Below are 13,082 nucleotides of genomic sequence, written 5' to 3'. Positions count from 1 at the left end.
CCCACGGATGGGGAGCAGCAACAAATCCGTGGGTTCGCCCTGCTATCCGTGGGTTTTCTCCCTCATGCGTCCCATGCGTCCGGGGACAGACCCCGGGGGCCTTTAGGGACAGACCCCGATGGGACTGGCCGATTGCGAGTCGGAAGCAGCGATGTGGCTCGATTATCATGTGGACGGAGCGATGCGTCGGGGATTGGTGATCAAAATCCATTTCAATGAGGGTGAATTGCCCTCTGCCGCGGGTTGCTCCGTTCGTAGAATGTTTGCGTAATGAAACTGGCAACGGAACCTACCAGCGGCGAAATCAAAGCGTCGTCCCCCACCCCAACTCCCCCCACTTCCATCAAGAAATCACTTATGAAACGCATCGCCCTGTTTGCCGTTTGTTGTGCAGTCGTCGCTGCTTTGACGCTGCGACCTGCCGAAGCCGAGCCCTCGCTCGGGATCGGGTCGGATGCCCCCGCATTGGATATCGAGCATTATTTTCACGAAGACGACACGCGTGTCACCGAGTTCAAAGACGGCAAGGTCTACGTGGTCGAGTTCTGGGCGACCTGGTGTGGACCCTGTATCGCCAGCATGCCGCACTTGGCCGAGTTGCAAACCAAACATCGCAACGACGGCGTCCAGATCATCAGCGTCTCGGATGAAACGGTCGATGAAGTCGAAGCCCTGCTGGCAAAACCGTATCCTGGACAAAAGGCCTCCTTCGCCGAGGTCACCGCGGCTTACACGCTGACGACGGATCCCGACGGTTCGACCCAACGCGACTACATGGAAGCGGCCGGCCAGAACGGCATTCCGACCTCCTTCATCGTCGGCAAGACGGGCGTCATCGAGTGGATCGGTCACCCGGGAGAGCTCGACGAACCGTTGGCTGCCGTTCTGGATGACAGCTGGGATCGCGAGGCGTTCAAAGCCGACATGGAGCGTGAGCAGAAGTTCCAGGAAATCCTGCAAGGCTTGGACCAGCTTGCCGGACGCGGACGCTTTGAAGACGCCAGCACCATGCTCGCCGATCAAATCGCCCAGACCAGCGACGCGGAACTGAAAGAACGTTTGACCACGGTGCAACGCGTCGTGCAGCCGCAGTTCAACTTCATGGCCGGCAAAGCGACCGAAGCCGACTTTGCATTCTATCGCGAAGAGCGAAAGGCGACTCAGGGCAACCCGCAAGCGTTGTTCCGCCACGCGATGACGCTCTACAACATCGTCCAGAACGGTGGCAAGATCGGGCCCTTGGGTGCCGAGGTGGTCGAAGCGTTGACCGTGGAGATGGAAAACGTCGAAGATGACGGCAAGGTCGCGATCCTGGAGCTGATCGCACGCCTGCATGCCGCCGATCAGCGTTGGGACGAAGCGATCAAGGCTGCCGAGCAGGGCGTCGAGCTTGCCGATGGCGTTTCACGAAGCCAGAAGCAACGCATGACTTTGTTGTTGGACGACTTGAAGTCGAACGCCGATCAGAAGTCCGCAGGCGATGCCAAGGATGATACTCAGGGCGATTCGGAGCCACCGGCAACGGACGAGTGAATCGTTGACTGCTGAACCCTCTCGTCCGCTCGTTGCCTGGATGCAGCTCGTTCGTCTGCCCAACGTGTTCACGGTGTTGGCCGACGTCGGGGCTGCGTTTCTGCTCGTCGGTGGCGGTCCGCTGCCGGTCGCACGATTCGCCCTGGTGCTGGCCGCCGGCGTCGCGCTGTATTGGGCCGGCATGATCCTCAACGATGTGTTTGATTTGGAGAAAGACAAGGCGGAGCGGAAGACGCGTCCGATCGCCAGCGGCGCGATTTCGGTTCAGGCGGCCAAGTCGGCTGGCTGGGCCTGTTTGATCCTGGGCGTGCTGTTGGCCGCGGCGTCGGGATATGTGCCGTCGGCCGATCACGCCACGACTTGGTTGCCGGCCGCGATCGCGCTGGCCCTGGCCGGATTGATCGTCGCTTATGACGGTCCCTTGAAACCCACGCCGATTGCACCGGCGGCGATGGGCGGCTGCCGCGTGCTCAGTTTTCTTCTCGGTGCGTCTCCGCTGTTGGCGATGGATGAGGGTTTGCCCGTGGTGCCACGCTACGTGCTGGTCATCGCGATGGGATTCGGTGTCTATGTGATGGGCATCACCACGGTGGCCCGTGACGAAGCGATCGGTGGCCACCGGATCAACCTCAGGACCGGGTTTGTGGTGATGATGGTCGGCGGAGTGACGTTGGCCCTGGCGCCGAGTTTTTCCCTGGCGGAAACACGGGTCGGCTGGGCGATTGCTTCGACCAGCCAATTCGCGATGCTGATCGGGCTGATCTTCCTACCGATCGCGCTGCGCGGTCTCCGTGCTCAGTTGCATCCCGAACCGGCGGTGATCGGAAATCTGATCCGCATCAGTATCCTGACGATCATTCCGCTGTCGGCGGCGTTCGCGTTTTTGGGTGCAGGGCCCGCCTGGGGTGTGGCCGTGTTTGCACTTGTGGTGCCGGCGCTGTTGCTTGCGACACGTTTGCGGGTGACCTGAGATGACGCCGGGGTTCCATTGCAGCAGTTTGGAGTTTCACCATCCGGTGACGTTGATTCCAAAGCTGGCGGAACTGGGGTTCGGTGCCGTCGCGATCCGGCCGTGTCGTGGCGGCTGGGATCTGGACACGCCGTGGTTTGACTCGGTGTCGGCCGAGATTGCCGCGACGGCCAAGGAGCACGGCGTTTCGATTGTGATTGATCTCGATGCGCCGTTTTACGATGACCCGGAATGCCTGGATGCGTTTTCGTTGGCCAGCCAGGATGCGGCGATTCGAGATTCGGCCGCCGCCAACATCCGCCGCTGGATCGAAGCGACGTCGGAGATGGGGGCCGTCGCGATCACGTTTTCCACAGGCCGCGTGTGCCCGCGCGGCAGCCGTCCCTCCGTCCCCGAGGATCACGGCGAACAGATCCTGGAGCGATTGGCCGGTGCGATCGCCCCCTTGGTCCAACTGGCTTCGCCGCTGGGAGTGAACCTGGCATTGCGACCGGTGTCTGAACACGCGATCGCGACGGTGGCCCATTTCGAACGGTTCGGGCAATGGATCGGAACCGACGCGCCGTTGGGCTTGGCGGCCGATGTGGGGGAGATGTTGTTAGGGGGAGAGTTTCCGATCGGGGCTCGCTTGGCACGGCTGCAGCACCGGCTCAGCTGTGTGTACTTGTGTGAACCGGACCTGGAACGCGGCTGCGATCAACGGTTCGGTCACGGCGATATCGATTTGGGACGGGTCTGGGAGGTGATGACCGAAAGCGGCTACGGCGGCCCGGCGGTTTTTCGCTGTTGTGGGCACGGACGGTTGGGGTTGGTCGCGGCGCGCGAGGCGTTGGCGTTGCTGGATCTTTCGTAATCGATGTTGACTTAAACCCCGTGAAACACGAAAAAAGTGTTTCACGAGGGCGAATCTGCTGGACCACGTTGGTTGGACAGTCGTATCATGAATTTGCCCCCTGAGAGGCGACGTCAGCTGGCGACGCCGGGGCGAGCGGGCGGTCAGGTAGAGACAAGACGATGATGATGGACGTACTGAGTGATCCGGCCGTGAAGGCTGGTCTTGCACTACTGATTTTGATCATCGTGTCTGCCGCCGCATTTTTCCTCGTGGCAAGGTTGCGCGACTACACCAATGGAGACTGGGATTCGACCTCCAGTGGCCTTTTAAACTTCGAAGAAATGCGTTTGAAAGGTGACATCAGCGAGGAGGAATTCCGAACAATACAGGCAGCATCCCACGGAACCGACGAAGGGGACGCTCCTGAGAATCGACCCGACGCCGAGACGGCGCCCGGTCGTAACGATTGAGATCAGCTTCGTCGGAGTGAACCTTCCATTGATTCAATGACGAATCAATTTGTTCTGACGTGCAGGATGCCACCTTTTCCGCAGTTGGCCCTCCCATCTTTCCCTGGGCAATCGGCTTCGGAAACCATTTACCCACTAAGTTTACCAACCAGGGCTCAGGCATCCGTTACGGACGACTCTTTTAAATCACCTCCCGCTCGGAAGTCGATGACCGATCAACTTGATCACTCATCTCCTTCCCAGCAATGACGCAAAAGAGATGCTTGGGCTGTGGGCCGAACCGTTTGAAGCTTTCAATCGGCGCGTCCCGATGGATCGACTGGATACGTAGCGTTGCGGTGACCCGGCTTCGGCCGGCAATCGCAACACTCCCTGCGTGGTCGATCTTCGGACGAGTCTGTTAAAGCACATAAGGAGTCGTTTATGCCCGTCAAGGATAACAACAGTACCACGCGCAGTAGCTCGTCGAACAAAAAGAACGCCTTCTGTTCGTTCTGTCGAAAGAGCTATCGTGACGTCGGTCCATTGGTCGAAGGGCCAGGCGACGTGTACATCTGCGCCGAATGCATTGACCTGTGCCAGTCGATTCTGGAACAGGAAGAGCGTCGTCGCGGTCCCAGCAAGCAATTGTTCAGCGATATCCCATCGCCCCGTAAGATCGTCGAGCACCTGGACGAATACGTCATCGGACAATCGTCCGCCAAGCGTGTCTTGGCTGTCGCCGTTCACAATCACTACAAGCGCTTGACCAGCGATTGGGAAGGCAGCAGCGACGTCGAAATCGAAAAGAGCAACATCTTGTTGGTCGGACCGACCGGCAGCGGTAAAACACTGTTGGCCCGCTCGCTCGCCCGCATGTTGGATGTGCCCTTCGCCATCGGTGACGCGACGACGTTGACCGAAGCCGGTTACGTCGGTGAAGACGTCGAAAACCTGTTGCTGAAACTGCTGCACGCGGCCGACTTTGACGTCGAAGCCGCCCAGCGAGGCATCTTGTACATCGACGAAGTCGACAAGATCGGCAAGACCGGCGGCAATGTCTCGATCACCCGCGACGTGTCCGGCGAAGGCGTCCAGCAAAGCCTGCTCAAGATGCTCGAAGGCACCGTCGCCAACGTGCCGCCCCAAGGCGGACGCAAGCACCCCGAGCAGCAGTACATCCAGCTGGACACCAGCAACATCCTGTTCATCGTCGGCGGGACCTTCGTCGGCATCGAAGACATCATTCGAGACCGACTGGGTCACAAAACCCTCGGCTTCGGCGAAGGCGCCGGACGACTGAACGAACAGACGCACAGCGAATTGGTCGCCGAGATTCAAGTCGAAGACGTGATGCAGTTCGGATTGATCCCCGAATTGGTCGGCCGGTTGCCCGTTGTTAGCTACCTGCAAGAGCTGGATGAAGAAGGCTTGGTTCAGGTGCTGCGGGAACCCAAAAACGCGTTGACCAAACAGTTCGAAGCGCTGTTCAAAATGGAGAACTGCGAACTCCACTTCACCGATGGAGCGTTGCACCAGATCGCCCGCAAAGCCCTCAATAAAGGCGTCGGAGCCCGAGGACTGAGAGGGATTCTGGAGGAAGTGATGTTGGACATCATGTACGAATTGCCTGAGCAAGAAGAAGGCAAGGTGTACACGATTGACGAGGACGTGGTCGCCGGAAAGCAAAAGCTGTTCCAGATGCCGACCACCAAGAGCGCCTAACAGCGACCCTCAATAGCGACGTCCTGATCGCGAATCACTTCTCCACCAAAACGCCGATGGCCTCCCCCCGCCATCGGCGATTTTTTCGTAGCGTTGCCTGATGGGGTAACGATCGTCCCCTGCGTCCTGTCAGTTCGCTGCGTGCGATTCTCCGATGGGACCAATGGGACACAGGTGACATTCCCGTCCGGTGCGACTGATGGAGCGCCACGCCCCCTGCCGGTCACCCCGCCCACTGCCTGAGCCATTTCTCCAGGATCAGCAGGTTCCACAAGCGGTAGCCGTGGTTGTTTTCCATCCGCTCGTGTTGGCCGACCAGTCGTTCGACGACTTCGCGGCGGAAGTACGGTGCGATCCGCGCGTCGTCGGCCAGCAGCGTGTCATGCACCATCGGCTTGAGCTCCTTTCGGAACCAGGCGCCGATCGGAATGCCGAATCCCATCTTCTTTCGCGTGAAGATCGACTTGGGAATCATCGATCCGAATGCGTCCTGAAGCAGCAGTTTGCCGCGCCGGCCGCGGAATTTTAAATGCACCGGCAGCGAGGCGGCGAACTCGACGACGCGATGGTCCAGCATCGGTTGTCGCACCTCCAGTGAATGGGCCATCGACGCGATGTCGACTTTCGTGCACAGGTCGCACGGCAGATAGGACAACATGTCGGTGATCGATGCCCGGGTGACGACGTCGCGGCCCTCGCTGCGATCCCAGATCGCGCCGAGGAACTCGAACGGGTCTTCGCCCGGCAATCGCTGGACAAACTCGTCGGTGTACAACTCCGCCCGCATCCGTTCGGGAAAGATCTGCAGCCAATTCAAATAGCGCCGTGCTTCCGGTTGATCGATCGCTTCCAAAAAACGTTTGGCGCGCCGCGTGATCGAATACTGTTTGTTGTTGTCGGGCAATCGCTGAATCAGCCCGATGCCCGGTAGTTTGTGAATCGGAAACATCCTCCGCAGACGCACGCTCAACCACAACGCGCGGTAGCGATCGTAGCCGGCGAACAGTTCGTCACCGCCGTCGCCGGACAGCGCCACCGTGACTTCGCGGCGCGTCAATTCGGACAGGTACCACGTGGGCACGGCGGATGAATCACCGAACGGTTCGTCGTAATGCCAAACCAGTTTGTCGATGATGTCCACGCCGTTGGGCTGGACTTCGAAGCGTTGGTGGTTGGTCCCCAGGTGCTCGGCGACTTGGGCCGCGTAGCCGGTTTCGTCGAAGTCGGCGATCGGGAATCCGATGCTAAAGGTGCGGATCGGCGTGTCGCCTTCTTGGCGCTGGGCGATCGCGGTGATCAAGGACGAATCGATGCCGCCGGACAAGAACGATCCCAACGGCACATCGCTCTGCAGACGCAGACGGACCGAATCGGAAAGCAATTCGCGCAGCCGCTCGACCGCTTCGCCCTTGCTGCGGGGCACTTCGACGGTCGGGTCGAAATCCCAATACGGCTGGACGACCAGTTTGCCTTTTTCGAAGATCGCGACATGGCCCGGCGGCAGTTTTCGAACGCCCTTCCAGATCGTTCCCGGGTGCGGGATATACTGATAGGTCAAGAATTCATCGATCGCCGCGGGGTCGATTTCATTGCAGACACCGGGGACGGCCGCCAGGCTTTTCAGTTCGCTGCCGAAGACCAGCCGATCGCCGACCAACGCGTAGTAGAGGGGTTTTTGTCCGATCCGATCCCGCGCCAGCACCAGTCGGCTGCGGCGCGTGTCCCAGATCGCGATCGCGAACATGCCGTTGAGTTCGGCAAAGCAATCCGTGCCGATGTCTTCATACAGGTGCAGCACCGATTCACCGTCGCCATGGGTGGCAAATTGATGGCCGCTGCCTTCGAGCCGATGGCGGAGGTCTTTGAAGTTATAGATCTCGCCGTTGAAAACCATTCGCACGCCGCCGTCCTCGTTGGACATCGGCTGTGGGGCACCTTCGACATCGATGATGGACAGGCGGCGAAATCCGAGTGCGACGCCGTAGCGACGTCCTTGGCCGTCGCGTTGATCGTTGTCAATCCAAACGCGGTCGTCGTCCGGACCGCGATGCGCGATCGCGTCGGTCATCTGCTTCAGCAGCGACCGATCGACACGAAGAGACTCGCTTTGCCATACCGCTCCGGTGATTCCGCACATTGAGTCAGATCAGCCTTGGTCCAACTGGGGAAGCACCGCTTCGATGGCATCGACCATCTCACGCATAGTTTGAAATCGTTGTTGCGGCTTCTTTTGAATCGCCCGCATGACGATTTCGTCGGCCGCCTTGGGGATCTTTCGTTCCGGTGACTTTTCGCTCGGCGGAGGCACTTCGCCGGAGATGATGTTGCGAAACGTCTGGTCGATGTTGGCGCCCCGGAACGGTTCACGGATCGCCAACAATTCGTACATGCAGACGCCCACGTTAAAGATGTCGCTGCGTTCGTCGATGGTCCGTGTGCCTTGGATTTGTTCCGGCGACATGTACAACGGGGTGCCGGGGCGCTGGCCGCCGCCGGTCAGCGTCAACAATTGCTGTTCGTCTTCTTCTTTCTGAAGCTGGGACGCGTCGTATCGCGTCACGGTTTGGTCATCCATCGATCCCCAAACCTTCGCCGTGCCCCAATCGAGCAGATAGACTTCGCCGAAATTGCCCAGCCAGATATTCTCGGGTTTGACGTCACGGTGAATCACGCCACGTGCGTGGGCATAGGCCAAGGCCAAACAGGCGTCGGCAAGTGCCGAGATCCGGCGAACTTGGGGGTAGCGTTTGGCGATTTCTTCATCCCCGCGGGCGATCTGCTTGAGAATCTCGAACAGATTGACTCCCGAAATCAGCTTCATCGTGAAGTAGATGCCGTGCACCAAGTCGTTTCCGATTTCGTAAACCGGGATCGTGTTGGGGTGTTGCAGCTGGGCGGTGACACGGGCCTCGCGAAGCAGCCGGCGTTTTTCGTTGGGGACATTCCGGTTGTCGCTGTGCAGCATCTTGATCGCCACGGTCCGGCCGGTGACGGGGTCGAAAGCTGCACTGAGGACGCCGTTGCCGCCCCGGGCGATTTCACGGAGCCCCGAGTAGCGGCGTATTCCGGACGGCAATTTGCGTGGAAGGTCGGGGTCGGTTCCAGACAGGATGATGGTCGGTTCGTTCTGCATCACGCTCGCCAATGAAGATAATGGACGTCACCATTCTAGCGCACCCGCAGGGACTCGGTTAGCCCAGCAGAAACGTGACCGGTTTGCCCCAGATGGGCCGCCCCCGGATGGCCATTCGGTCCGCCGAAACCGCCGTCATTTCGTCGTCCGGGCGCGCGGTCCCAGTCGCCCGAACATGCGGTCCAGCTCGTCACGGCTGAAAAACAACGCCGTCGGCCGGCCGTGCGGGCAGTGATGGGTGTCGTTGTACAGGTCACGTTGTTCCAACAGGGCGCGGATTTCTTCAGGCCGCAGCGGGTCGCCGGCTTTCACGGCCGCCTTGCACGCGATCGTCGAAAGCAAATGATTGAGCAATTCGATCGGTTCGGGTTTTTCGCCGCCCCCGAGCACCGATTCCATCAGCGTCCGAAGCATGTCCGCCGGCGGCTTGTTCTTGAGCATCGCCGGGTACGATCGAATCACAATCGTATCCCCGCCGAACTCTGCGATTTCCATCCCGATCTGCGCCAAGGTTTCCTGGTGGTCCAACACCGCCGTTCGTTCGGCCGGCGTCATCGAGACCGGCTCGGGGACCAGCAACCCTTGCGATTCGAGTGATTGACCGCTCTCCAAGACTTTGGTTTTGACCCGCTCGTACAAGACGCGTTCGTGCAGCGCGTGCTGGTCGATCACGACCATGCCTTTTTCGTCTTGGGTGACCAGGTAGCGGTTGTGGACTTGAAACCCGAGATGGCAAACGGCGGGGTGGTCGACTCCGGAATCTTCCGGCGATGCGGCTTGCGGGCCGTCCCAGGGCGCCACGTTTTCGTCGCTCGCCGAGTCGGTCGTCGCCGTCGGAGACGCCTGGTGAGGCATCGCGGGTGAGCCGCCGCCGGGGAACGGTTGAAAGCTGGGGACCGAACCGAACGAGGGAATCGAACGAGCCGCGACGTCTGGAGCGGATCCCATCGCCGATCCGCCGCTGGAATCGTCACCGCGGGCGGGCGAGACGAACACGTCGGATGGGTTGTTTCCAGTTCGCGCCCATTCGATCACCGATTGCCGATGCGCCTGCTCGGCTCGAACCGGCATCCCCAGTTCACTGCGGGGCGCCGGCGTCAGGTCCGCGTCGTCGGCAACCGGCGCGGGGCCGACCCGCTGCGTCATGTCGGTGGTCAAGAAATGGTGTCGCAGCGTCTGCAACAACCGGCTGTAAACTCGGCCGCCGTCGGTGAAACGGACTTCCAACTTGGTCGGGTGCACGTTGACGTCGATCAACTCCGGCGGCATCGACATCCGCAAGAAACAAACCGGGTGCCGGCCGACCATCAACAACCCACGATAGGCCTCGCCCAAGGCGTGCTGCAGCGAACGGTCGCGGATGTGTCGGCTGTTGAGGAACAGATACTGCATCCGCGAATTGCCGCGGCTGACCGACGGATCACAGACGTAACCCTGGACATGGATTTGCGAGTCGTCACTGTTGATCGGGATCAACGCGTCGGCGATTTCGCCGCCGAAGAACGCCGCAATCCGCTCGCTCCACCGCTCGGTCACCGGCAGGTCATAAAGCGGTTTGTCGTTGTTGTTGAGCACGAAGTGGATGTGCGAATTGGCCAGCGCGATCCGCGTGAAGGCCTCCACGATGTGCCCTTTTTCGGTTTGCGCGGTTTTCAAAAACCGATGCCGAACCGGCGTGTTGAAGAACAGATTGCGGACTTCCATCACCGTTCCGACCGGGCAACCACAAGGCTGTGGTGGATCGATCACGCCGCCGCGGACTCGAATTTCGTTGCCCGCAGTCTCGCCGTCGGTGCGGCTGCGGATGGTCAATTGAGACACGCTGCCGATCGACGCCAACGCTTCACCGCGGAACCCGAGCGTGGACACGTGAAACAAGTCCTCGTCGGTCGGCAGCTTGCTCGTCGCGTGACTGGCCAACGCCAGCGGCAATTGCTCGGCCGTCATCCCGCAACCGTTGTCGCTGATGCGGATCATCTCGGTGCCGCCGCCGACGATCGAAACCTCGATCCGAGTCGCCCCGGCGTCGACGCTGTTTTCCAACAATTCCTTGACCACCGACGCGGGTCGCTCGATCACCTCCCCGGCGGCGATCTGGTTGATCAGATTGGGGGGCAATTGGCGAATCGTCGGCAATGTTTTAGCTGTGGCTTCCATGCCCGCAATTTACCCCTCCAAGCCCAACAGACCAACCGGCGAAACCGAAACGCCCCCAGAAAGCCCGCCTGGCTGCTAGCAAGACGCCCGCCGGGGTCGCGTCGAATGCATCCGCCGGCGGTGCGGCAGTCTGCGCTCGTAAAGGAGGTGAATGGTGAGCTTGAGCGTGCGGGCCGGGTCCGAGGGCGCCGACGTCATTTGCTTCGACACCCTTCGGGGTCGCGTTTGACGTGGGACCGGATTTCCGGAGGTGTCGCTTCGCTCACCTCCGGCTACTGGCTTGGACCCCGTCGGGGTCGTGCCGCGCACTTTGGCATCAGCCGGTTCGCGCCAGCGTCCGGGCGGCGCTAATCAGCACGCGTCCGGTGGGCCCGTGGCCTGACGGCCGGCGGCTCAGGTGTTGCATCAACGTCCCTTCGCGTTGGCGGTCTGAATCGGCGTCAGATTCCCCCGGCAACGTCGATGAGCTGGCCCGTGGTGAAACTGGATCGATCCGACACCAACCACAGGATCGCTTCGGCGACCTCCTCCGATTTGCCGGGCCGTCCCAGCGGAAGCGTGGCGCCGATTCGTTGAGCCGGTCCCCGTTCTCCGCCGTCGGCGTGGATTTCCGTCTCGATGATCCCCGGTCGGACCGCGTTGACCCGGATTCCTCGGCCGGCTACCTCCTTGGCCAAACCGATCGTCAACGAATCGATCGCACCCTTGGATGCCGCATAGTCGACGTATTCATTGGGTGACCCGGTGCGCGAGGCGATCGAGGACACATTGACGATGTTGCCGCCGTCGTTCATGCGATGGATCGCTTCGCGGCAGCACAGAAACGGACCGATCACATTGACGGAGAAAATTCGATTCAAACGATCGGCCGTGATCGCTTGCACCGTCGCCTGCGGTTCCAGAATCCCCGCATTGTTGACGAGCGCATCGAGCCGTCCCCAGCGATCGTCGACCGCCGCAAACAGCCGTCGGATTTCGTGCTCGTCCGAAACGTCAGCCTGGACGGCGAACGCCTCGCGTCCGTCGGCAACAATTTGCTCCACGACCGCCTGGGCCGCATTCGATCGTTGGCGGAAATTGACCGCAACACGATACCCGTTGCGGCCGAGAAGCCTCGCCGTCGCGGCGCCGATCCCGCGACTCGCACCCGTCACGATCGCGACCTTTTCAGTCATCTTGCTCGTCTCCATTGTGGCACGTCGACAACACCTTGAGATTTAGCACGTGTGGCAAAGCAGACGACTCAGTCGGCAACAGTCGCGAACATGGCCCAAATCAAGCAGATCATGCTCGCGAGATAGCAGCACCACCACAACAAAAACCCGAAGGAACCCGTGGCAGCCTGAACCATCAACCCGCCGGCAAAGAGCCCGAGGGAGGCCACCACTCTGGTTCGCGCCGACACCGGCTTGGCCGGGCGTTTTCGATACGGCGATTGCAAGTCACGCAAGTCATCAGGGTTGACGACTTGCGTCGGCCGGTAGGGATTGGGCCCGTTCATTCGAACTTGAACGTCAGTTGAACCTGTGCCGAAAGCGTTTGTTCGCCGGTTTGAATGGGAACCGACGAACGGGATTCGGCCATCGCCATGAAACGCATCGGTCCGGGCTGGTTGCCGCCGGAGTGGTCGCGGATTTCCACCAGTTGGCCGAGCTTGACGCCGGCTTCCTTGGCCATCAAGCCGGCTTTTCGCTTGCCGTCACGGATGGCTTTGTTGCGGGCTTCGTCCATCAACGTTTCTGAATCGGCAATCGAAAAGCTGATGCCGTTGATTTGGTTCGCGCCGGCCGTGACGACTTGATCGAGCACGACGCCCAGCGATTCGATTTTACGCACCCGGACATGGACCTGGTTGGACACCCGGTAGCCATCGATCTTGGGCGGCTCGCCGTCGGGATTGCGCATGCGTTGGTAGCGCGGCGCGACGTTGAAACTGGTGGTCTGGATGTCTTTTTCGGCGATGCCAAGCTGTTTCAGTTTCTCCAGCAGTCGCTTCATTTGATCGTTGTTTGCGACCAGCGCCGCTTTGGCGCTGTCTGCCTCGACCACAACACCGACATTGATCTCGGCCACATCGGGCACGCCGTTCACCTCTCCCGTGCCGCTGACGACGATTACCCGGTTGGCGGTGTCGGTTTCAGAGTTCGGCTCCTGAGCACCGATCCCCAACGGAAAGAGCAACAGGGCTGCGACGAATGTTAAACGTGTGTTCATAAGTTGAGTTCCATTTTGAATCAGACAGGGCAGCTGCACCGGCGTGGCGGTCGGTTGCAAGCAGCT

Annotated in this window: 11 protein-coding genes; 5 read left to right on the top strand and 6 right to left on the bottom strand. The window is 60.4% G+C overall.

Features of this window, described 5'->3' with window-relative positions; translation table 11 throughout:
* Window positions 1-357 precede the first annotated feature (357 nt).
* The 5 genes from ABX749_RS06295 (at window position 358) to clpX (ending at window position 5,512) form a co-directional block, all read left to right on the top strand.
* Window positions 358-1,533, top strand: coding sequence for a TlpA family protein disulfide reductase (locus ABX749_RS06295; protein ID WP_372895224.1), 1,176 nt, complete (start codon window positions 358-360; stop codon window positions 1,531-1,533).
* A gap of 4 nt (window positions 1,534-1,537) precedes the next feature.
* Complete coding sequence (locus ABX749_RS06290; protein WP_372895223.1) at window positions 1,538-2,503, top strand: UbiA family prenyltransferase; 966 nt, start codon at window positions 1,538-1,540, stop codon at window positions 2,501-2,503.
* Between the two features lies 1 nt (window position 2,504).
* Entirely contained in the window at window positions 2,505-3,356 is an 852-nt protein-coding gene (locus ABX749_RS06285) for a sugar phosphate isomerase/epimerase family protein (RefSeq protein WP_372895222.1), read from the top strand.
* Between the two features lie 161 nt (window positions 3,357-3,517).
* Window positions 3,518-3,808, top strand: a complete 291-nt coding sequence (locus tag ABX749_RS06280) for a hypothetical protein (RefSeq protein WP_145220983.1) — start codon at window positions 3,518-3,520, stop codon at window positions 3,806-3,808.
* Between the two features lie 423 nt (window positions 3,809-4,231).
* The gene (gene clpX, locus ABX749_RS06275; RefSeq protein WP_372895221.1) at window positions 4,232-5,512 is read left to right on the top strand and encodes an ATP-dependent Clp protease ATP-binding subunit ClpX; all 1,281 of its coding nucleotides are present in this window, start codon (window positions 4,232-4,234) and stop codon (window positions 5,510-5,512) included.
* Window positions 5,513-5,735: 223 nt separating this feature from the next.
* Here the strand turns inward: clpX and asnB are convergent, their stop codons facing one another.
* The 6 genes from asnB to ABX749_RS06245 all read right to left on the bottom strand — a co-directional run.
* On the bottom strand, window positions 5,736-7,649 hold the full coding sequence (gene asnB, locus ABX749_RS06270; RefSeq protein ID WP_145220976.1) for an asparagine synthase (glutamine-hydrolyzing): 1,914 nt from the start codon (window positions 7,647-7,649) through the stop codon (window positions 5,736-5,738).
* 9 nt (window positions 7,650-7,658) lie between these two features.
* Complete coding sequence (locus tag ABX749_RS06265; protein WP_145220973.1) at window positions 7,659-8,645, bottom strand: serine/threonine-protein kinase; 987 nt, start codon at window positions 8,643-8,645, stop codon at window positions 7,659-7,661.
* Window positions 8,646-8,780: 135 nt separating this feature from the next.
* Window positions 8,781-10,802: a DNA mismatch repair endonuclease MutL gene (gene mutL, locus ABX749_RS06260; protein ID WP_372895220.1), complete on the bottom strand. Its 2,022-nt coding sequence runs from the start codon at window positions 10,800-10,802 to the stop codon at window positions 8,781-8,783.
* A 440-nt stretch (window positions 10,803-11,242) separates the two neighbouring features.
* Window positions 11,243-11,977 carry a glucose 1-dehydrogenase gene (locus ABX749_RS06255; protein ID WP_372895219.1) on the bottom strand — a complete coding sequence of 245 codons (735 nt, stop codon included), beginning with the start codon at window positions 11,975-11,977 and terminating at the stop codon, window positions 11,243-11,245.
* A 68-nt stretch (window positions 11,978-12,045) separates the two neighbouring features.
* Entirely contained in the window at window positions 12,046-12,303 is a 258-nt protein-coding gene (locus tag ABX749_RS06250; RefSeq protein WP_145220964.1) for a hypothetical protein, read from the bottom strand.
* Window positions 12,300-13,082: SIMPL domain-containing protein (locus ABX749_RS06245; protein WP_372895218.1), on the bottom strand; the 783-nt coding region annotated here is incomplete at its 5' end. The genes ABX749_RS06250 and ABX749_RS06245, both read right to left, overlap by 4 nt.

The sequence above is a fragment of the Stieleria sp. genome (genome assembly GCF_041595215.1).
Lineage (GTDB): Bacteria > Planctomycetota > Planctomycetia > Pirellulales > Pirellulaceae > Stieleria > Stieleria magnilauensis.
Note: the sequence above shows the minus strand (reverse complement) of the source record. Positions and strands in the feature narration are given on the sequence as shown.

What these genes read in the sequence shown, in the direction of transcription:
- ABX749_RS06265 (WP_145220973.1), bottom strand. Translation starts at nt 8,645, where the DNA reads ATGCAGAACGAACCGACCATCATCCTGTCTGGAACCGACCCCGACCTT.
- ABX749_RS06280 (WP_145220983.1), top strand. Translation starts at nt 3,518, where the DNA reads ATGATGATGGACGTACTGAGTGATCCGGCCGTGAAGGCTGGTCTTGCA.
- clpX (WP_372895221.1), top strand. Translation starts at nt 4,232, where the DNA reads ATGCCCGTCAAGGATAACAACAGTACCACGCGCAGTAGCTCGTCGAAC.
- ABX749_RS06295 (WP_372895224.1), top strand. Translation starts at nt 358, where the DNA reads ATGAAACGCATCGCCCTGTTTGCCGTTTGTTGTGCAGTCGTCGCTGCT.
- asnB (WP_145220976.1), bottom strand. Translation starts at nt 7,649, where the DNA reads ATGTGCGGAATCACCGGAGCGGTATGGCAAAGCGAGTCTCTTCGTGTC.
- ABX749_RS06285 (WP_372895222.1), top strand. Translation starts at nt 2,505, where the DNA reads ATGACGCCGGGGTTCCATTGCAGCAGTTTGGAGTTTCACCATCCGGTG.
- ABX749_RS06250 (WP_145220964.1), bottom strand. Translation starts at nt 12,303, where the DNA reads ATGAACGGGCCCAATCCCTACCGGCCGACGCAAGTCGTCAACCCTGAT.
- mutL (WP_372895220.1), bottom strand. Translation starts at nt 10,802, where the DNA reads ATGGAAGCCACAGCTAAAACATTGCCGACGATTCGCCAATTGCCCCCC.
- ABX749_RS06255 (WP_372895219.1), bottom strand. Translation starts at nt 11,977, where the DNA reads ATGACTGAAAAGGTCGCGATCGTGACGGGTGCGAGTCGCGGGATCGGC.